This is a genomic window from Segatella copri, assembly GCF_019249795.2.
GTDB classification, from domain to species: Bacteria; Bacteroidota; Bacteroidia; order Bacteroidales; family Bacteroidaceae; genus Prevotella; species Prevotella copri_B.
In genome coordinates, this window is sequence record NZ_CP156891.1 from 2,056,993 (window position 1) to 2,077,500 (window position 20,508).

Consider the following 20,508-nt stretch of genomic DNA (forward strand, 5'->3'; position numbering starts at 1 on the left):
ATGGGGGATTACTGTTTCTGATAATATCGTTTTTTTATTGCTGATGTCGCTCGATATATTCAGCAGCCTGGATATTCGAGAACACATAGTTCTTCAAATCCTGGAACTTAGACTCCAGCTTGGTTTCCTTCAGATTGCCATTCGGCAACACATCATAGCAGAAACTGCGGTTCATCGACGGATTATAGACAAAGCAACGCTGATGGTCTCTTGCCACAATCTGGTTATCTGCCGAATAGAATACCATCGGGCGCTCCTGTTTCAGCAAATCCACGCCGAAGCCCTCGTACTCATAATTCAGATTCATCAGACCGAAAAGCGTAGGCATTACATCTACCTGCATACCCAAACCGGCATACTGCTGCTGCGGAACACCAGGACCAAAGATGATGAGCGGAATGTGGTTGTAAGACTGAGGCAACTCGCCCTCGCTCTTACCCACCAGCTTACCATGGTCTGCCTGAATCACGAATATCGTGTTCTTATACCAAGGCTCCCGGCTTGCCTTCTTCAGAAAGTCGCCTATCGCCCAGTCGGCATACTCCACAATCTGTGTTTCCTTCTCCTTGGTCTTCGGCTTGAAGAAATCAGGAATGATATATGGCGGATGATTGCTCACGGTGAGGATGGTAGCCATGAAAGGCTTGCCCGTCTTCGCCTTCTGGTTGATGGTGTTGAGGGCATAGTCCATCTCGAAATGGTCGCTCACACCAAAACTGTTCACCACCTCGCTCTTAGGATAGTTCTCCTGAGAGAAGATGTCATCGTAGGCCATTGGTCTGGAAGAAAGCCTTCATGTTGTCATACTGTGCCTCGTGAGTCATGAAGAACATGTTCTCGTAGCCATACTTCTTCAACACCGTGGCGATACCCTTGCGGCGTGGAGTTACCGTTCCCTTCATCAGGTTGCGGAACATGAGGGCAGGGAAACTGTAGAGCGTAGCCGTCATGCCATGGTTGGTATGGATGCCGGAACTATAGAAGTGGGTGAACGCCAGGGAATGCTGATAGAGCGAATCGAGCGTTGGAGTGAGCGGCTGCTGATTGCCGAATGTGCCCAGCAGGTTTGCCGACATCGACTCCATCAATATCACCACTACGTTAGGATGATTCTTCTTCATCATCAGGGAATCGTTCACCACCTCACGCTTCAGAATATTCGTGCTATCCATCTTTCCCGTGATACCCAGCCACTGGCGGGTATTCGTAATGGCCTCAGCGTATGGCATGAGATGCAACTCCTTGTTCTCCTTGCGCATATCGTCGAGCGCAGAAGTAAGGAGATTGAAGGCAGGATTGATGCCGAGCTGGTTGAGAAAAGAATCCTCGCAATAGTAAGCCTGGCTCACCTTGATAGGGTTATAGCCCATTCTGCCACGGATGCCGAAGAGACAGGCACCTATCATCACAGCAGAAATAAGGAAACGGCTGACTACCTGCACCAGGTGCATATTGTCCTTAGGCAGAAGGAAGAGTCCCTCGAAGTAGCGGCGCAGACGGACGAGCGCATAGATAAACGACCCCGTAAACACGAAATAGAGGGCGATATAGAGCCAGTAGGAAGACTCCTGCAAGAGCATGCCCGATGTGGTGGCTACATAGCCGAACCACCCGAATATGCTGGAATTGATGTTCTTGAAGAAATATTGGAAATAAGGAGTATTGGCTGCCGAAGGCATGAAGGCGATGGCAAACCATGCCGCATACCAGATGTTGATGCCACGCAGCAAACGGCGATGACACCACCCCAGGCTGGCTGCTATCAGGAGCACAGCCACAGGCAATACCGAAATATAACAAGCTATGACATTATCAAACCATACACCCTTGACAAACGCCATTACCCTACTCGCCTCTGCATCTACAATCATGCCATGCAGAGCGATAAATTCTACCAATCTGAACAGAGTCATCACCAGCAATGCCAATACATGCACCGAAAGGAGATACCCAAAAGCCTTAAAATATCGTTTCATTTTTATTCTACTTTAGAAATCGGGTGCAAAGTTAATAATTATATCCTAATAAAAGCAAAATTTCTAGCCTTATTCTGTCTATAAACAAATAATTATATGTAACTTTGCAGCCAAAATAACAAAACAAGACTTCGATAAGACATGAACATCAAGTACAACAAAGCCCTATGGCTCATCATCATCCTGGCTATCGTGATGATGATTCCATTCCTCGGACTCATAGATTTCAATACCAAGGGAGAACCGCGCGAAGCGGTGGTTGCCTACACCATGCTGGAACATGGCAACTGGATTCTGCCTATCAACAACGGAGGTGATATCCCTTACAAACCGCCATTCTTCCACTGGTGCATCGCCTTCTTCAGCCTCTTCATCGGCCATGTGAATGAGTACACCTCACGTCTTCCATCCGCCGTATCGCTGGTATTGATGACCATTGGCGGCTTCGTATTCTATGCCAAGCGCAAGAACGCCCCAACCAGTCTCATCGCAGCCATCCTCACGCTCACCGCCTTCGAGGTGCACCGTGCGGGTATGAACTGCCGTGTAGATATGGTGAACACCGCCTTTATGGTGGGAGCCATGTATCTGCTCTACCGCTGGTGGGAGAAAGGAAAGCACCAGTTGCCTTGGCTCGCTATCCTCTGCATGAGTGGCGCTACGCTTACCAAAGGTCCTGTGGGCATCATTCTGCCTTGCTTTGTGATGGGCGTATTCATGCTTACCCAACGTGAGAACTTCTGGGGCATCGTATGGCGCATGGCTCTAACCGCCCTGCTCTCGCTCGTTATTCCTTTCTGCTGGTATTATGCAGCCTATCTGCAAGGCGGCGATGAGTTTCTGCGCCTGGTGAAGGAAGAGAACATCGACCGATTCATGGGCAAGATGGCATACGAATCGCACGAGAACCCAGCGTGGTACAACCTTCTCACGCTCATCACGGGCTGGTTGCCTTACACCTTATTATTATTGTTCTCGCTCTTCATTCTGCCATGGAAGAAGTTCTCGAAGACCCGTTTCCTTGAGAATGCGAAGAAGGCTACTCCGCTGCAGGTGTTCACCTGGCTCGCCTTCCTCCTGGTACTCTTCTTCTACTGCATCCCAAAGAGCAAGCGCAGCGTTTATCTGCTGCCATGCTATCCGTTCATGGCCTATCTCATCGCCGAATACATCGTTTGGATGATGAAGGAGAAGATGGGAGCCTTGAAGGTTTATGCCGGGGCGATTGCTTCGATAACCCTGATTCTCAATATCGCCCTGCTGGTGGTAAAAAAAGGATGGGTGCCAGAAAGCATCTTCCACGGCAAGCATGCCATAGACAATATCGCCATGCTCCATGCGCTCGAAAACAACGATTTGCTCATCCCATGCAGCATCTTTATGGTTATCACTTTGGGGGGAGTTTACCTCATCTTCCGGGCACTCAAGAAGAAGAATCCAGGCAATATTGTTTCATATACCCTTGCCACCATCGTGGGTCTCTTCCTGATGCTCGACTCCAGTCTGCAGCCACCTGTGCTCAACACGAAGACCGATAAGCATCTGGCGCCAGTTATCGAGAAGAAGTTTGATACCAGCAAACTCTATTCTTATATGTCGGTAGATATGCTGCATTTCTTCAGCCTCAACTTCTATCTGGGCGATAAGATCCAGCAGTTTGACAAGGTATTGCCACAGGATGGCGTGCTGATGATTCCGGAAGAAGACATGCCTGATTTCCTTGAGAAATTCGGCAAGGACTATACCTTCCAGAAGGTTTGGGAAGTAAGAAAGACGGTAGAATGGCACAACAAGGTAGGTTTCTACCGATTCGTGAAGACTAGTGCCAATATTGCACTTAACAAATGAGTAGTGATTAATTATTAGTGATTAGATACAAAAATAGCATCGGGATTATAAGTACCGATGCTATTTTTGTATCTATCAAATTGATATTCTTCTTATTTTCTTTCTTCGATAAGATTATACTCTTTCTTCGATGAAGTATCGTGGGCGACGTTTCACCTCGGTATAAATCTTGCCGATATAAACACCCGTGATGCCTACACCCGTGGTGATGATGCCTCCGATAAACCACATGGAAACAAGCATAGAGGTCCAGCCCTGAATGGTCTTGCCCTGGAAATATTCTACCAAGGCAAAGATAATCATGATGATTGCTACTAAAGTCATCGCCAGACCCAGGAAGGTGATAAACTTCAATGGTGCCACGGAGAACGAAGTGATGCCATCTATACTGAAACTCAGCATCTTGGTAAACGGATACTTACTCTCACCCGCCTCACGAGCCTTGCGGTCGTAATAGACGAACCCCTCTCGAAAACCCAACTGGCGGACGATGGCTCTGAGGAAAAGATTGCGCTCAGGATACTGCATCAGCGCCTTTAGGGTGCGGTTGGTCATCATGCGGAAATCGGCATGATTGTAAACCGTCTCCTTATCCACACTCTGCATCAGTTTATAGAAAGCCTGGGCGGTAAAGCGCTTGAAGAAGGTATCGGTCTTGCGCTCCTTGCGCACACCATAGATGATATCCTTGCCTTCCTGCACCTGGCGCACCATATCCACGATAACATTCTCATCGTCCTGCAGGTCGGCATCGATACTTACCATCGCATCACAATGGTCTACCGCAGCTTCCATACCTGCCCAAAGCGCATTCTGATGGCCCCGGTTATGCGACAGTTTGATGCCATGCACATACCCATGCTCCTTGGCAGCATCCGAAATCATCTGCCAAGTATGGTCACGACTGCCATCGTCGACAAGCAGCAGTTCTGTGTCGGCATCAGTCTCTTTCTTAATTTTTCTGATCAATGCCCCCAGCACATCTAAGGTCTTAGGCAGCACTTCTTCCTCGTTATAACAAGGGATAACTATCAATATCTTCATTTATAAGCCAGTATTTATTCAAGATGCAAAAGTAACTCATTTTTTCTATTTAAACAAGAAAAACGGTTAATATTTTTTATTCTTGATATATTTTTCCCGTTTTTCTCCATTCTTTCTTACCATTTCCACTTTACCTGTATCTCCAGATCGGATTGTGAAGAGCGGGAGATTTCCTGCAAACCAGAAGAGATATGAGAGCGGTCGAAATAATCGGTTGTACCCAATTTGGCGATAAGCAGCAGATGGGAACCTATCTCTGAGCGTGCCACCAAGGCGTAACGGATGCCCTCGCCGTAGTAGCTGCCGAAACTCATCTGATAGAGCAGACCAGGCTCATAAGCGTAGATACGGGAGGCGAAATCGGAAGTATGAAAATAGCCCAGGCAGCCTCTCAACGTTCCTTTCAACTGCTTCCATTTCCATTCCCATCCTATATGCTCGCTCACCATATAGCCTTTACTGGGCTCATCGCCCTCATTCGTCATCAAGCTTTCTGTCTGGCTCATCGTATAGTCGAAACTGGTTTTGGCGCTCCATCGTTTTTGAGCCATTGTGGCATAGAGGCGCAGACGGCCGGTCGTGGTTCCCGCCTTATCCTTATAACGGAACCTTCCTCCTACCGTCAGGACCCTGGAGGGCTGGAAGAGAATATTCACCAGATTATCCCAACTCTGTGTGCTCTCCCTGGTCTGATACTTAGGCCAGGCGAAATAGGCGAAATCGCTATAGGCTGTGATGCTCCAATGATGGGCAGGAATCCAGGTAAAGCCCAGATATACGCCGTTTTCATCCTGCACATCGCTCCCCTCGGAAAAGCTGTTGCTGAAGAGAGAATAGTAACGGGCAGAATAGTACCTGTGAAGAGCCATGAGCGTGAAATGGTCGGAACAGAGATAGGAGGCTGCATTGAGCGTGGCTATGGAACCGCAATCGCCCGTAGCCGTTTCGCCGGAGAGGGTGAGGCGATGGGAGATATAACCATAGCTGATGCTGGCATTCCAGAAGGCATTCCCCTCTGGAGCAAAACGCTTGTAAAGCTGGCTTTTATTGGGCGTGAGCGGAAGGGAAAAAGAGGTATAAAAGGCTGTACCTCCAATGTGCCAGCCCTGATGCCGGTAACTGATGTTGCCTCCCACAAGTGTATTGGATGCTACCTTCTGTTTGGCAATCTCATTCACCGTGCGATGCAAACCGGTCTTCAGGATGGTCTTGATGCCCCCGCCGCCAGCAGAAAGCGTAGCATCTATCTGGCGATAAGAAAGAAAGCCGGTCAGTTCCAGTCCTTTTAATAAGGTATAGGTGGCTGCGGCGCCTTGCAGATAATTGGCAGAAGAACGGGAAGAATGACCACGGATGATGCAGGAAGATGATCTGCCCAAGGAGGTTAAGGCTGAGAGTTTGCCGAAGCCGAAATCATTATTGAGTATCAGTCCTAATCCTGCATTCAGTCTGTATCTGCCCAGGGTGATATTCTTCCATCTGCCCAGATTCTTTACCTGAAGATAGAAGGAATAGAAGTCGTAACCCATCGTGTTCCTGCCTCCGAAGAATGGTTCGCCGGCATCCTGAGAAGCTACGAATCCCAGTTTGACGGAATTGCCGTAGCGAAACTGGTAGCGCAGTCCGTGCTTATAAGGATAACCCAGATAGCCGTCGGTTCCGCTCGCATCGCCCTTGCGCTCATAAAAAGGAACCTTCAGCATGCCCATCACTTCATGCTTGCCATACTGGGCGATGGTTTTAAGACTGGGAAAAGCCGGCTTGCTCCCGTCATCGGCCACATAGAAGAAACAACTCATCAGCTGGCGCTGATACCAGCCGATACTGCTTATCAGGGTAAGCTCGCTCATACTCTTCAGCTGTCCATAGCGGTAGATATAGAATAGGATGTCTTCTACCTGCGATGCAGTAAGAAACGGCATGCGCTCCAGTTCTTCTCTCGTTGCCGTATTCAGATTGACGGGATGCTGCGCCATCTCCTCCAAATCTTCTTCATAGTCCTGCCAGGCTACATGCTCGAAATCTTCGGATGAAGAAAGGTCGGACAGCAGTTGCTGCCAGGGTGGCGAAGCGGAAAGAGAATCTTCAGGCGCGGCGCCCTGTTCTGAAAGAGAGGAAGATTGGGCTTGAGCCCATGAGGCACAGAAAATTTGGGAGCTGCCTACGAGAAACAGTTTCAACAAGAGGGCTGTTATGGAATGAGCATGCTTCATCTGCAGTAGGCACTTCATTTATTAAATTAAGACAAAGTTACTGCTAAAATATGAAAAAGAGAAAGAAAAAGCCAAGAATCTTTCTCAATTTGAGAAATAATCTGTAATTTTGCGGCGTAATTAGTAACACAAAGGGGCTTACACCTCTTTATATATAGAAGAAGCTCCACGAAGAAAAGGAGCTGGTCAAAGAACTTTGAGGAGATTTACATGAAACAGAAAATATGCTTTTTACTGGCGATGCTCTTCTGCATCACCCTGCAAACCATGGCGCAGACCGATGGCGACAACCCTGAAGACAGGGAGGTGGACATGGATACTCCTACCTTTGAACCGATGGTGAAGGTAGGAAAAGTGCTCCTGGATCATGACAGCGTGCAATATGTTCAGGTGAACAACGTGTACGTTTATCCGCAGCCGGTATTCAAGAACGCCAAGGAACGAATGGCTTACAACCGTTTGGTATACAACATCAAGAAGGTGCTGCCGATAGCCAAAGAGGTAAGAAGGATTATCATCGAAACGGGTGATTATCTGGAAACGCTGCCTAACAAGAAGGCAAAGGACGCACACATGAAACTGGTGGAGAAAGGTATCAAACAGGAATATACCCCGAGAATGAAGAAACTCACCTATGCACAGGGTAAACTCTGCATCAAACTGGTGTATCGCGAATGCAATTCCTCATCCTATCACCTGATTCAAGCCTTTCTGGGTCCTATCCGTGCCGGATTCTATCAGGCATTTGCAAGCCTCTTCGGTGCCAGCCTCAACAAGAAGTACGACCCGAACGGCGTTGACAGATTAACAGAAAGAGTGGTAAGACAGGTAGAATCGGGGCAGATTTAACCAGCTCATCTTATTCAGAAAGCCCATACACTTAGGTATAAAAGCATTTCCAGTCAATAGGAATTGCTTTTATACCTAAGTTTTTTTGTTGATACAAGCAGAAGAAATCTCCGTTCATAGACATTGAACCGCCGTTCAAAGACATTGAATGTCGGTTCAAAGACACTGAACGGCGGTTCAACGTCTATGAACGAAGATTTAAACAGGCTGAAAAAAGAAATGTTCCTAAGAAAAGCAACAACTTTTCCTAGGAACATTTCCTTTTATATTCGAATGGGATGCCGACCTATTCCTCAGTATAAAGCACCTGAATCATAGTCTGGCCAACCGCCTTAAGCACATTCTTATCCAGATGAGCCATATCATCGCTCACGGTGTGCCAGGTAGGACCGAAACTGCTCTGCTGACAGTCTGGATAATAAGCAATCACATCTACAGTAGGAATCTTAGCCTTCTCGTTGACCGGAATATGATCATCAGTAATCATTCCGCCATCGCTCTTAGGGAAGTAAGAGCCGAAACCAGCCTGACGGGCTGCAGCCCAAACCTTCTTCACGATGCCACCGGCATACTGCATAGACATGCCTTCACGATAGAACTTGGCTCCCTGTCCGCCCACCATATCGAGGAGGATTCCGAAACGAGGATTATATCCCTCAGGCTTGTTCTCGCTCCAGTACTGGGCACCCAAAGCCCAAGTATCGCCATCGTCCTGAACATCAGCCCACTGAGGTGTTCCCCAGTCTTCGGTATCGAAACATACGAAATCTACGCCGATGTTAGGATTCAGCTTCTTGTCAGCCTGCAGCTGGCGGGCAATCTCCAACATGACGGCTACTCCGCTGGCGCCATCGTTGGCAGCCATTACAGGCTTGCGCCAGTTGGTACTGTCGGGGTCGTTATCAGCCCAAGGACGGCTGTCCCAATGGGCACAGAGCAAGATGCGGGTTTCAGCCTTCGGGTTGTAATGGGCGATGATATTGGTATTCTTCAGAATGGTACCATCATAGCCCTTGAGGTCAGCCTTCTGGGTTTCTACCTCGCAACCAAACTGCTTGAACTTGCTCACAATCCATTCGCCACACTTGTCGTGCGCCTCGCTGTTCATGACGCGAGGACCGAAATCGCATTGTGCGGCACAATAAGCCAACGCCGAATCGGCATTAAAGGCAGGACCTACAGGATTCAGTTTCTCTGCTTCCTCTACTTCCTGAACCTCAGGCGAACTCGAACTGTTCGCATTCTTATAGCTGATAGCTCCAGCTACCACTCCGGCAGCAACTACCAAGCCTAAAATTATCTTCATTTTCTTCGTCATAACATTAATGTTTAAAGTTCTGCACCTGCGTCATCACTCTGAGCCAGTTGCCTCCCCAAATCTTGACAATATCCTGCTCGCTATATTTGCGGCGCAACAGCTGGAGGGTGAAATTGATGAGTTCGGAAGAGTCGGCGAGCCCCCGGATGCCGCCGTCTCCATCAAAGTCGGTACCCAGACCTACGTGGTCGATACCCATCACATCGATGGCATGCTCAAGATGGGCGATAGCGTCCATGATGTCGGCTTCACCCTCTTTACGCAGGAATCCATGATAGAGCGTGGTATGAGCCACACCACCCTTTGCTGCGAGGGCACGCATCTGGTCATCGGTCAGATTGCGAGGCACATCGCAGAGCGCACGGCTGCTGCTATGGCTGCAGACAATAGGCGCCTGGCTGATATCAAGTGCATCGTAGAAACTCTTCTCGCCACCATGACTCAAATCTACCATGATGCCCAGACGGTTCATCTCATGAATCACCTTCTCGCCAAAACTACTCACACCATTATGGGTATTGCAGCCGCGGGCACTATCGCAGATATCATTATCACCATTATGGCAGAGCGTGATATAAACGATGCCGCGCTGGGCGAAATGCTTCACGTTACTGATATCGTGCTCCAGGGCGAGACCGTTCTCGATGCCGAGCATGATGCTCTTTCTGCCATTCCGCTTATCGCTGTAAAGATCGGCAGGAGTGCGGGCTATGCTGAGATACTGCCTGTTCTTGCTCACAATCTCTTCTATCTTGTCGAAGATGAGGTCGGCATACTGCGCAGGTCCCTTTACATCGAAAGCCACCTTGCTGCTGAAGCTCTCGCCTATCTGAGGCTGTGGCAGGTAAGCTACCATCGTGGTAGCATCCTGATGACCATCGGTCATCTTATGGAGATCAACCAGGATGCGGGAATCGCGATGATCAAACTTGATGCCCTGAGGGAAGAACATCGGAGTATCACAATGGGTATCGAGCGTAAGGATGCGCTTATGCAACTGCTTGGCTGCATAAAAGTTGTTAGCCTGATTAACCAGCCATTGGAAAATCTTCAATCCTTCTTCTTCCAGCCATTCCGGATGCCATTGCACACCGAGAATCTGCTTATATTCGCTACTCTCTACAGCCTCAATAATATGGTCGGAAGATTTGGCGATGGTGCGCAGATGATTGCCTGGCTCGCTTACCGCCTGATGGTGGAACGAGTTGACAAAGATCTTCTCCTTATTATATATATTATATAAGGTGGAATCTTTCTTGATTTCTACGATGTGGGTTGGTTCGGTACGGTCGGCATCCTGGCTGTGCTTTACCAGCTGCTTGATATCCTGGCACACCTTTCCACCCAGCGCAATGGCGAGGGTCTGGATGCCCCGGCAGATGCCAAGCATCGGAATCTGGCGGTTGAAAGCCAATCGGGTAATCATCAGTTCGGCAGCATCACGTTCCTGATTGATGTTGTGAAGACGGGGAGAAGGCTCTTCGCCCATCCACAGCGGATTATGGTCGCCGCCACCCGTCAGAATCAATCCGTCGAGATGCTCCAGGGTATTGACGATGACCTGAGCATCGGCAACAGGAGGAATAATGACCGGCGTACCGCCAGCCGCTATTACCTGCTTATAATAACGATCACGAAGCGTAGCATCGATACCTTCATAATTGGCAGTAAGGCCAATTACAGGCTGATGCTTCGCTTCGGGAAATCTAGAGTATGCATCCTGGAGATGCGACTCTAAGTCAAATGTTTCCATTTGTTTTATCTTTCAATAAATAATGATTCAAGATCTTCTAAAAATCGTACTCAGGTATGGAGACTCTTATTAATCTTCATCCAGAAGTACAGGAATCTCACGCTTGATACTCTGCTCAAGAGAGATGAGCGTTTCGGTAGAAACCACGCCAGGAATAGCCTGGAGCTTATTGTTGAGCAAATCCATGAGCTGCTCGTTATCGCGTGCATAAAGCTTAATCAGCATGGTGTATGAACCGGTAGTAAAGTGGCACTCTACGATTTCAGGAATGTTCTGCAAGCGCTCTACCACCTTTTTATACATATTACCGCGCTCCAAGTTCAAACCTACATAAGTGCAGGTAGAATAACCCAGGCTCTTAGGGTTTACATCAAAACCGCTACCGGTGATGAAACCATCCTCCATCAAGTGCTGAACACGCTGATGGATGGCAGCACGAGACACGCCACATTCTGCTGCTACGTCTTTGAAAGGAATACGGGCATTCTTAGAAAGGATGCCGAGAATCTTTCTGTCTAGATTGTCTATTTTCTCCATTTCGTTTTGTTTTATATTATTCTATTTATAAGGTACTTTTCTATACCAGATAGCAAAATTAATAAAATCTATTGAAACTGCAAACAAAATGCACGAATATTTTGCAATATCCGTGCATTTTGTTGTTTTTTATACTGTTTTTAACCAAAAGCCTTGGCATTTTGCTACTTTTAGTAGAAAAATCACACGCTTATCTGATAACCTCGGAGAAGTAATGATCACGCAAAGGTTTCACCACTTTATCACCCGTCAAAACTATCTGCTGCTTAAGACGAATGTCTTGAGAAGAGGCTCCAATCTTCAGTTCATACGTTCCAGGAGCTATGTTCCATTGACGATTGCCTCGATGAGAATAATAACCAAACTGATCAGTATAGAACCTGATGCATACTCTCTTGGTTTCGCCAGGATTGAGAGAGATGCGGGCAAAGCCCTGCAACTGGATAGGATGAATCTGCTGATTGCTCTGAGTTGGCGACAGATATACCTGCGCTATCTCATCGGCACGAACCTTACCCGTATTGGTAACCTCAAAGTAGATATTGCTCGACTCTGAAGCAGTAGAGAGTTCCCTAACTGCCCGCAAGTTCTTATAGGCAAAGGTTGTATAGCTCAATCCATAACCGAAAGGCCACTCTACACGGGCATCCTGCCGGATGGAATAATTATAGCAGATAGGCTCATAAACCTCAGTATTAGGATAACTGACACTCAGCTTGGCTGATGGTGAAATCTTGCCATAAAGAATGTCAGCCACAGCTGTACCACCCTCTTCACCTGGATACCAGGCCTGGATGACTGCTGCACAGCGCTTAGCTATCTTGGAGATAACCTGCGCACGACCGCCGAAGACTACCAGGACTACAGGTTTGCCTGTAGCTAAGAGTTCCTCAACATATTCCTCTTGCTTACCAGGAAGCTTGAGACCATCTCGCTCACGATTCTCACCACAGAGCATCACATTCTCCCCTACAGCAGCAACGATAACATCGCTTTCCTTTGCCATCGCCAAAGCTTCTGCCTTGTCTGCCTTCTCGCCAGAATCAACCTTGCGATGCAGGAGCTGATATTCCCAAGCACGCTTATCGCCAGACTCTTCAAACTTGGTCTCTATCTCCTCTGTCCAGTCACAACCACGAGAATACTTAATATTAATACCCTCAGGTTTACTTGCCTGCATTGCCTCTAGCAATTTAACGATATGTGGCAAGTGGCTATCATCCCACTTTTTCTTCCAACTCTGCCAGAAATAGAACATAGAAGGGAAAGAGTAGTCGCCACACATCGCCCAAATGGAATTGGCATTAGGACCCGTGAGCAAGATATTCTTAACCTGCTTGGCGCTGTTAACATCAGCCTCCTTCACAAGAGGCAAAACACCTTTATTCTCTAACAAGACAATAGACTGGCTAGCTATATCGTAAGCCGTCTGCCGTTCTTCCTTAGTATCAAGCTTTACATCCTCCGTACTATACAGATATGGATTCTTATCCATCAGTCCTGCACGAATTTTATAACGCAGAACATCCTTTACAGCACGCTCAAAGACTTCTTTCTTAACAAGTCCCTTATCCAAGGCTTCCTGTAAATACTGATAGTTTTCGCCTCTAGGGAAATCAACATCATTGCCACCATTGATAGCAGCCACAGCTTTCTGAAGAGGAGTATCTAGTCCCGGCAACTGGTCAATGGCAGTATAATCGCTCACCACCATTCCATCGAATCCGAGATAATCTCGTAAAATATCGTTGAGAATCTCACTATTTGCCACGCACTTGGTACCATGAACAGCATGATAACCCGGCATCAAAGCCTTGCAACCTGCCAGACGAATCATCGTCTCATGAGGCAAAAGAATATCTTCCATCATCTCCTTCTCATCAGCATCACCGCCACCACCATATCCCAGATAGTGTTTAGAGCAAGCTCCCACTCCCTTCTTGAGGTCTCCCTGCTGAAGACCCTTGACAAAAGCAGTACCCATAACGGCAGAAAGATAGCCATCCTCACCGTATGATTCTTCCAGACGATTAAAACTTGGAGTACGGCAGACGTCTACCATAGGGGAAAGCGACAATACGCCACCCATCTTGCGAAGAGCAGTACCTGTCTGCAAAGTCTTGAGCTCTGCCAACTCTGGATTGAACGAACAAGCCTGACCTATCTGCTGTGGATAGACTGTTGCATCTTGCGTATTGATACCCGAAAGAACTTCCTCGTGAAAAAGAGCCGGGATTCCGTTAGGGGTATGATGCATCAACCAATCTTGTACAACAGCTACACGCTTTCGCAAGAAATTGGCATCAACCAATTCCTGACTGGCGTACTGGGAAAAATGTCCAATACCATAAGGAATGAGCTGCTTGCATTTGACGGTATCCAAATTGCCTTCCGCATCAAAAAGCTCATCCATATACCCACTTCTCAACTGAGCGATACGCTCTGGCTGTGACATTCTGCTGTAGAGTTCATCTACCTGTTGGTTCACTTGCTGCTCCGTATTGTTTATGTTACAGCAACTAGCCATCAGCACAGTTGCACATACGGTTGTTGTAATTTGTTTCATCATTATCTTTTAGGTTAAAAATATAATTATTGAAGTTGTTTATTATCATGTGCAAAGATAATGCAAACGAGCGCAGAATATCAAGCTTGCTTGAATATTTTGCCGAGTGCAGCTTATCTTCTGCAAAGATAACGCAAATAAGAGAACTAACAGATTCGCTTTCCCGTTTTTTATGCAAAAGCAACAAACACAAACGTAAAAGAAACAAAAGAGCCAAAGATAACACTCTATCCTTGACTCTTACCTTATTATATTTTAGTAGTAATTACTTGTTGAAATGAATTTCGTAATCACTTTCTCTTCTTTGAATGCGCAGCTTTCTTGGCTACAGGTTTAACAACCTTCTTGTCGGCACTCTTTACTGCTGCATCTTCTTTCTGTTTGTCTGCTGGCTCTGGCTTAACCTCTGGCTTTACGATGCTAACCAGCTCAAGATCGAACACCAAAGTAGAGTATGGAGGAATCTGACCAGCCTGACGCTCGCCGTAAGCCAACTCGTAAGGAATGTAAAGCTGCCACTTACTGCCCACAGGCATCAGAGTAAGCGCCTCGGTCCAACCCTTGATCAATCCGTTGGCACGGAACTTATCTGTCTTGCTGCCACCATGCTTGGATGTAGCATCAAAAACGGTACCATCAATCAGACGACCCTCGTAGATAACCTCTACCTCATCGCTTGCCTTAGGCACTTCGCCATGACCTTCGGTAATCACCTTATACTGCAAACCGCTAGGCAACACCTTTACACCAGGTTTCTTGGCATTAGCAGCAAGGAACTTCTCGCCGGCACCAGCCAAAGCTTCCTTCTGGAAATCGGCAGCAGCCTTAGAGGTAAAGAATGTTGTATCATTAGCCAAAGCTGCGATAAAACCATTCTGGAACATAGCATGGCTGATAGAATCGTCTGTACTCTTCAACTCTTCCTTTGTGCCAGGATATACGCGCTTCTCTACCAGTTTGGCAACCTCCATACCTGCAGAATAAGCTACGGTCTTAGGATTGATTCCCATGGCAAGCGCATCCTTGTAACCACGAAGGAAATTCTCCATATAGGCAGTATCTACCTGAAAACTCTGCTGGATATAAGGAATCAGACCACGAGTGGCATTCATACCAGCTACATAACTCAAAGAATCGGCTGATGATTTCAACTCAACAAGAGTAGCCGCCTTCTTAACCTTCTTTTTGCTTGCAGCACTAGCTGTAAACAAAGAAGCACCCGCCACGAGGACGAGTGCTGTCATTAATATTTTCTTCATTTATAAGTCCTCTATAAAAATGAGTTCCCACAAAAATTACTTGCCACCTACTGAAATCAACTCAATCTTGAAGATCAATACAGAGAATGGCTTGATCTGCCCCTGCTCGCGCTCACCATAAGCCAACTGCTGAGGAATGTAAACCTCCCAAACAGAACCTGCTGGCATGTGAACCAAAGCCTCAGTCCAACCCTTGATAACCTGGTTAGCACGGAGATCTACGGCCTGGCCACGCTTGAAAGAAGAATCGAATACCTTGCCGTCGATTGTCTTACCCTCGTAGTTAACCTTAACCATAGAAGTATCCTTTGGCATAGGACCGTTACCCTCCTTGATTACCTTGTACTGAACACCTGAAGGCAGAGTAACAACTCCTGGCTTCTTCTTGTTGGCAGCGAGGAACTTCTCACCAGCAACCTTGTTAGGACCATATTCCTTCTCCATGTTCTTAGCCTTGATAGCCATCATCTTAGCCTGAGCTATCTGAGCAGCCTGCTCAACTGTCATCAAGCCCTTCTTGCCAGTAGTACCTGTGATGAAACCAGCCATGAAGTTCTTCAGAGAGATAGACTTTGTAGAATCCTCACCGAATACCTCGTGGTTGATACCCTTAACCATCTGGTTAGAGATCTGCTGACCAATCTGAATACCTGCGTAGTAAGCAGCCTTCTTCTTGTCGTCACCAGCGTTGGCACCATCGTTAAGACCCTTGATGAAATCATCCATGTAAGCAGTATCAACGCCCATGCGCTCTACCATAAACTCCTTCAGACCCTGAGTCTGAGACATACCCATAGCATAGCTCATAGTATCTACATCAGTCTTGAGATCTGCCTTAGGAGTAGAATTGCCACAACCTACGAATGTTGCAGCAGCACAAGCCACGAGGGCTCCGAAAAATAACTTTTTCATTTCCTTATTTATATTTTAAATCTTTATTTTTATCTATTATATTCCAGGATTGCCTTTACTTCATTTAAATATATCTACTAACAGATTACTTAACGGCAACGAGCTCTACATCGAAAATCAATGCTGAGAATGGAGGGATAGATGCACCAGCACCACGCTCGCCATAACCCAACTGATAAGGGATGAAGAAACGGAACTTGGCACCCTCGGTCATGAGCTGAAGACCCTCTGTCCAACCAGCGATAACCTGGTTCAATGGGAAGGTAGCAGTCTGACCACGGTCGTAAGAGCTATCAAACTTAGTACCATCGATAAGCGTTCCCTCATAGTGGCACTCAACCTGATCGGTAGCCTTAGGAGCCTTGCCATTACCTTCACGCAAAACCTGATACTGCAAACCGCTCTTAGTAGTGATGATACCATCCTTCTTGCCGTTCTCGGCGAGGAACTTCTCACCAGCTTCCTTAGCAACCTTGCCCTTCTCGGCAGCAGCAGCCTGAGCCTTAGCCTCCTGCTCTGCAAAGAAGTTCTGTACCAACTCCTGAGCCTCCTGCTCGCCGAGCTGAAGTTTACCGGCGATGGCATCCTTTACAGCCTGTGCAAAATCATCAATATTCAAACTCTCTGCACCCATAGAAGCCAACTGGCGACCGATGCCGATGCCCAAAGCATAACTTACTTTATCCATAAAATTTATTTATAATAATGTATTAATAATCTTAAAATGTACTTTTTGTCCTTAAAACGAGTGCAAAGATAACATTTTTCTCGCTTAAAACGATGTTATTTGCAGAAAAATTGCTAAATTTGTGCATTCTTAATAAAAGATTAAGAAAATATGAATAATTAAAACGTGATAAGATGAAGAAACTCGTATTTTTAACCGGTGCAGGCATGTCTGTGGAGAGTGGTTTCAAAACTTTTCGTGGCAATGATGGATTATGGGAAAACTATCCTGTAGAACAGATAGCTACCCATGAGGGATGGGAAGCTGACCCTACCCTAGTAACAAACTTCTATAATATGTTGCGCCATAAACTCTATGCTGCGCAACCTAACGAGGGGCATAAACTCATCAAGGAACTGGAAAAAGACTTCGATGTGACGGTAATCACCCAGAATGTAGATAATCTGCATGAGAAGGCAGGTTCCAAGAATGTAATCCATCTGCATGGCGAACTATCAAAGGTTTGCTCTTCACGCGACCCTTACGACTATCGCTACATCAAGGAATTACCTGAGGATGACTGCGAGGTAAAGCCGGGAACCGAAGCTGGAGATGGAAGCCTGTTGCGCCCATTTATCGTTTTCTTCGGCGAAAGCGTTCCTATGATTGAGCCGGCAGCCGAAGCTGTACAGCAAGCCGATATCTTCGTCATTATCGGAACCTCACTCAACGTTTATCCTGCTGCAGGTCTGATTTCATATACCAAGCCTCACATTCCTATCTATCTGATAGACCCGGGTGCCGTAAACACCAATGGATATTACAAGATAGAGCACATCATGAAAGGGGCTTCAGATGGTATGAAGGAACTGAAGGAAATATTGGAAAAATAAAAACATTCAGAATATAAAAGTAATAAAAGCAAACGGGGAAGCATCCATTGATACTTCCCCGTTTGCTTTTATTACTTTTATATTCTTTCTATCAATAACATTCTGCATTATACAGCCTCAGATGTTCTGACTCCCATGCGAGCCTCGGCGACATTAACCACATAATCACCCAGTTTTTCGCATTCCTGAATGATATCCATGTACAATGTACCTACACCATAGGTATAAAGATGGTTATCCACATCATCCAGGTTCTGGTTTCTCAACTGAGTACGATAATTATTAATCTCAGTCTCGATATTGTACGTATGATTGAGACTGATAGAATGGCGTTCATGAGCAAACATATAGTTCATCTGAGTCAGCGCCTCATCTACCAACTTAAACATCTGATGAATGTTTTCACTCTGCTTGGCAGTAAACTCCTCCTTGTTTTCACCCTTGCGCTTAATGGTACGGGCAAGATTAAAGCAACTGTCACCAATACTCTCGATTTCAGAAATCTCACGCAACATCGCACGGATCTTCGCCTTGGTATCATCACTCAGATGAGCATCGCTCACCTGATCAAGATACTTAGCAATCTCTATCTCCATATTATCAGAAATACCTTCATACTTCTCGATACGCTCATAGAGTTTGTCGAAAGTCTTGGAATCCTGAGTATCCAGCAACTCTCTCACCATACTAAACATACGGTGGATACGCTCGCCGAAACTTCCGATTTCCTGCTGTGCCTCGAAGACTGAAAGTTCTGGTGTCTTCATGATGCCAGCCTGGATAAAGCGCAAACGGAAATCTTCATCCTCCTTATCTGCCTTAGGCTTGATAAGTTTGCAGACAACTTTTTCCAACTGTGGGATAAACCAAATCAGAACGCCCGTGTTACAAACATTGAAACAGGTATGGAACATCGCCAGGACAATTGGCAACAACTTTGCCTTCTGTGCCGCAGACATACCACCATCAGGATCATACCCCACGATAGAGCAAACGAAATCTACAAATGGATAGAACAGGCAGAGAACCCAGATTACACCAAAGACATTGAATACCAGATGGGCCAAGGCTGCACGTCGAGCCTGGGCATTGGCACCCAAAGCGGCAAGATTGGCTGTAGCGGTAGTTCCGATATTCTCACCCATTACCAAGGCTATGCCCAGATAGATAGGAAGTACACCCGTAGAACAGAGTAAGATGGTGATGGCCATCACAGCTGCCGAACTCTGTACGATACAGGTTATAAGCGTACCGATCAGGAGGAAGACTACAATCGTGAAATGACTCTTCGTATCAAAAGAACCAAAGAAATCGATAACCGCCGGATTATGTTCCAGATCAAGAGCCTTACCCGCACTACTCAACAGAACGAGCGAGAAGAAGAGGAAGGCGATACCAAAAAGGAAATCTCCGAAATAACGGCGCTTCTTACTATAAATCAGCATAATGCCGAGGAAGAACGCAGGGAATACGACAATCGTTAAATCTACATTATAACCCAGCGACATAATCCATGCCGTAAACGTGGTACCAATGTTGGCACCCATAATAACGGAAATAGCTTGGGCTAAAGTCAGCAAACCTGCATTTACAAAAGAAACCGTCATAACGGTAGTTGCAGAGGAACTCTGAACGGCACAGGTAATAAAGGTACCTGTAAGCATTCCCGTAAATCGGTTGGTTGTCATAGCGCCCAAAATGTGGCGCAACTGAGATCCTGCCATCTTCTGCAAGGCCTCACTCATCACCTTCATACCATAGATGAGCAAAGCTAAAGAACCGAGAATCTGAAAAAAAATCACAAGATATTGACTTGTATCCATATTCATTTGTATTTGTGGAAATGTTTGTTACGTTTCGGTTGCAAATATAATAAGAATTTCCGTTATTACGAAATATTTGTTACCGATATTTCAAGTTGTAACAGTATTGTAACATCCAAGACCCCCTAAACACAATTTTGGAAGAACTACATTTACGAATAGACAAAAAGAATCAATAAGCTATATTCTGCTCTGAAATACGAAAAATGAAGAAATATTATGGTCAGTTTTGCCTCATATTTAATAAAAAACGAAAAAAGATGCCAAGAAACTTTGTTTTCTCCTTTTTTTTTTGTTTCTTTGCCTTATAAAACTAATAATAGTCATAATTTATGGGAAAAGGTAAAAAAGGTGGCAAAAGAATGAACAAAGCGCAGCTCACTGAGATGCTGCAGGAATTCTTTGCCGAAAGACCGGGCGAAACGCTCAGCTTTAAAGAGATATTCCGTTCCCTCCGTCTTACGACGCATCCGCTCAAGATGCTGGCGATTGACATTATGGAGGAAATGGCATGGGATGACTACCTGGCTAAGGTAAGTGATAATTCTTATCGCCTGAATCAAAGCATACAGGTGATGGAAGGTAAATTTGTCAGAAAGGCAAATGGCAAAAACTCTGTTATCCCTGATGATAGCGAGAAGCCTATTTTCGTTTCTGAACGCAATTCGATGGGAGCACTTAATGGCGACAGGGTGGAATTCACCTTCCTGGCTCGTCGTAAGAATCACATCAAGGAGGCACAGGTCAACAAAATCCTTGAACGCGCTAAAGATACCTTCGTAGGACGTCTGAAAGTAGATAAGGATCTGGCTTACCTCGTGACACCTGGCGATGTCTTTGCTCACAACAT

At 46.2% G+C, this 20,508-nt stretch carries 14 protein-coding genes and 1 pseudogene (1 of these 15 only partly in view); 4 read left to right on the top strand and 11 right to left on the bottom strand.

Annotated features, from left to right (window positions below; translation table 11 throughout):
• Nucleotides 1-34 precede the first annotated feature (34 nt).
• Nucleotides 35-1,976 (bottom strand): annotated as a pseudogene (locus KUA48_RS08730) (LTA synthase family protein).
• A gap of 141 nt (nt 1,977-2,117) precedes the next feature.
• On the opposite strand from KUA48_RS08730, the gene KUA48_RS08735 reads away from it, so the two are divergent.
• Nucleotides 2,118-3,824, top strand: coding sequence for a glycosyltransferase family 39 protein (locus KUA48_RS08735; protein ID WP_215652228.1), 1,707 nt, complete (start codon nt 2,118-2,120; stop codon nt 3,822-3,824).
• A gap of 114 nt (nt 3,825-3,938) precedes the next feature.
• On the opposite strand, the gene KUA48_RS08740 is transcribed toward KUA48_RS08735, so the two are convergent.
• Together KUA48_RS08740 and KUA48_RS08745 are read right to left on the bottom strand one after the other, a co-directional pair.
• The gene (locus KUA48_RS08740) at nt 3,939-4,868 is read right to left on the bottom strand and encodes a glycosyltransferase family 2 protein (protein WP_153080140.1); all 930 of its coding nucleotides are present in this window, start codon (nt 4,866-4,868) and stop codon (nt 3,939-3,941) included.
• A gap of 116 nt (nt 4,869-4,984) precedes the next feature.
• Nucleotides 4,985-7,099 carry a helix-hairpin-helix domain-containing protein gene (locus tag KUA48_RS08745; protein ID WP_218433003.1) on the bottom strand — a complete coding sequence of 705 codons (2,115 nt, stop codon included), beginning with the start codon at nt 7,097-7,099 and terminating at the stop codon, nt 4,985-4,987.
• 192 nt (nt 7,100-7,291) lie between these two features.
• Between KUA48_RS08745 and KUA48_RS08750 the strand changes: the two genes are divergently transcribed.
• Nucleotides 7,292-7,930 (top strand): DUF4294 domain-containing protein, encoded by a 639-nt coding sequence (locus tag KUA48_RS08750; protein ID WP_118066582.1) that lies wholly within the window; start codon nt 7,292-7,294, stop codon nt 7,928-7,930.
• A 286-nt stretch (nt 7,931-8,216) separates the two neighbouring features.
• On the opposite strand, the gene KUA48_RS08755 is transcribed toward KUA48_RS08750, so the two are convergent.
• From KUA48_RS08755 to KUA48_RS08785, 7 genes are all read right to left on the bottom strand, one after another.
• The gene (locus KUA48_RS08755) at nt 8,217-9,248 is read right to left on the bottom strand and encodes a M28 family peptidase (protein ID WP_022120172.1); all 1,032 of its coding nucleotides are present in this window, start codon (nt 9,246-9,248) and stop codon (nt 8,217-8,219) included.
• A 4-nt stretch (nt 9,249-9,252) separates the two neighbouring features.
• Nucleotides 9,253-11,001 (bottom strand): membrane dipeptidase, encoded by a 1,749-nt coding sequence (locus tag KUA48_RS08760; protein WP_153091976.1) that lies wholly within the window; start codon nt 10,999-11,001, stop codon nt 9,253-9,255.
• Nucleotides 11,002-11,070: 69 nt separating this feature from the next.
• Entirely contained in the window at nt 11,071-11,538 is a 468-nt protein-coding gene (locus KUA48_RS08765) for an Lrp/AsnC family transcriptional regulator (RefSeq protein WP_006848151.1), read from the bottom strand.
• A 190-nt stretch (nt 11,539-11,728) separates the two neighbouring features.
• Nucleotides 11,729-14,107 carry a glycoside hydrolase family 3 C-terminal domain-containing protein gene (locus KUA48_RS08770; protein WP_118255057.1) on the bottom strand — a complete coding sequence of 793 codons (2,379 nt, stop codon included), beginning with the start codon at nt 14,105-14,107 and terminating at the stop codon, nt 11,729-11,731.
• 287 nt (nt 14,108-14,394) lie between these two features.
• Nucleotides 14,395-15,363 carry an FKBP-type peptidyl-prolyl cis-trans isomerase gene (locus KUA48_RS08775; protein WP_218433004.1) on the bottom strand — a complete coding sequence of 323 codons (969 nt, stop codon included), beginning with the start codon at nt 15,361-15,363 and terminating at the stop codon, nt 14,395-14,397.
• 36 nt (nt 15,364-15,399) lie between these two features.
• The gene (locus KUA48_RS08780; RefSeq protein ID WP_006848155.1) at nt 15,400-16,275 is read right to left on the bottom strand and encodes an FKBP-type peptidyl-prolyl cis-trans isomerase; all 876 of its coding nucleotides are present in this window, start codon (nt 16,273-16,275) and stop codon (nt 15,400-15,402) included.
• An 85-nt stretch (nt 16,276-16,360) separates the two neighbouring features.
• Nucleotides 16,361-16,963, bottom strand: a complete 603-nt coding sequence (locus KUA48_RS08785) for an FKBP-type peptidyl-prolyl cis-trans isomerase (protein WP_006848156.1) — start codon at nt 16,961-16,963, stop codon at nt 16,361-16,363.
• A 173-nt stretch (nt 16,964-17,136) separates the two neighbouring features.
• On the opposite strand from KUA48_RS08785, the gene KUA48_RS08790 reads away from it, so the two are divergent.
• A complete protein-coding gene (locus tag KUA48_RS08790; RefSeq protein WP_006848157.1) occupies nt 17,137-17,835 on the top strand; it encodes an NAD-dependent deacylase in 699 nt (232 codons plus the stop codon).
• 107 nt (nt 17,836-17,942) lie between these two features.
• On the opposite strand, the gene KUA48_RS08795 is transcribed toward KUA48_RS08790, so the two are convergent.
• On the bottom strand, nt 17,943-19,658 hold the full coding sequence (locus KUA48_RS08795) for a Na/Pi cotransporter family protein (protein ID WP_040553370.1): 1,716 nt from the start codon (nt 19,656-19,658) through the stop codon (nt 17,943-17,945).
• A gap of 332 nt (nt 19,659-19,990) precedes the next feature.
• Here KUA48_RS08795 and rnr point away from each other — a divergent pair, with 332 nt between their 5' ends.
• Nucleotides 19,991-20,508: the 5' portion of a ribonuclease R gene (rnr, locus tag KUA48_RS08800; protein WP_118066568.1), read on the top strand. It continues 1,780 nt past the right edge of the window; only the first 518 of its 2,298 coding nucleotides appear in the window; its start codon is at nt 19,991-19,993; its stop codon lies beyond the right edge, outside the window.

What these genes read in the sequence shown, in the direction of transcription:
- KUA48_RS08785 (WP_006848156.1), bottom strand. Translation starts at nt 16,963, where the DNA reads ATGGATAAAGTAAGTTATGCTTTGGGCATCGGCATCGGTCGCCAGTTG.
- KUA48_RS08750 (WP_118066582.1), top strand. Translation starts at nt 7,292, where the DNA reads ATGAAACAGAAAATATGCTTTTTACTGGCGATGCTCTTCTGCATCACC.
- KUA48_RS08790 (WP_006848157.1), top strand. Translation starts at nt 17,137, where the DNA reads ATGAAGAAACTCGTATTTTTAACCGGTGCAGGCATGTCTGTGGAGAGT.
- KUA48_RS08760 (WP_153091976.1), bottom strand. Translation starts at nt 11,001, where the DNA reads ATGGAAACATTTGACTTAGAGTCGCATCTCCAGGATGCATACTCTAGA.
- KUA48_RS08765 (WP_006848151.1), bottom strand. Translation starts at nt 11,538, where the DNA reads ATGGAGAAAATAGACAATCTAGACAGAAAGATTCTCGGCATCCTTTCT.
- KUA48_RS08775 (WP_218433004.1), bottom strand. Translation starts at nt 15,363, where the DNA reads ATGAAGAAAATATTAATGACAGCACTCGTCCTCGTGGCGGGTGCTTCT.
- KUA48_RS08740 (WP_153080140.1), bottom strand. Translation starts at nt 4,868, where the DNA reads ATGAAGATATTGATAGTTATCCCTTGTTATAACGAGGAAGAAGTGCTG.
- KUA48_RS08780 (WP_006848155.1), bottom strand. Translation starts at nt 16,275, where the DNA reads ATGAAAAAGTTATTTTTCGGAGCCCTCGTGGCTTGTGCTGCTGCAACA.
- KUA48_RS08795 (WP_040553370.1), bottom strand. Translation starts at nt 19,658, where the DNA reads ATGGATACAAGTCAATATCTTGTGATTTTTTTTCAGATTCTCGGTTCT.
- KUA48_RS08745 (WP_218433003.1), bottom strand. Translation starts at nt 7,099, where the DNA reads ATGAAGTGCCTACTGCAGATGAAGCATGCTCATTCCATAACAGCCCTC.
- KUA48_RS08735 (WP_215652228.1), top strand. Translation starts at nt 2,118, where the DNA reads ATGAACATCAAGTACAACAAAGCCCTATGGCTCATCATCATCCTGGCT.
- KUA48_RS08770 (WP_118255057.1), bottom strand. Translation starts at nt 14,107, where the DNA reads ATGATGAAACAAATTACAACAACCGTATGTGCAACTGTGCTGATGGCT.
- KUA48_RS08755 (WP_022120172.1), bottom strand. Translation starts at nt 9,248, where the DNA reads ATGACGAAGAAAATGAAGATAATTTTAGGCTTGGTAGTTGCTGCCGGA.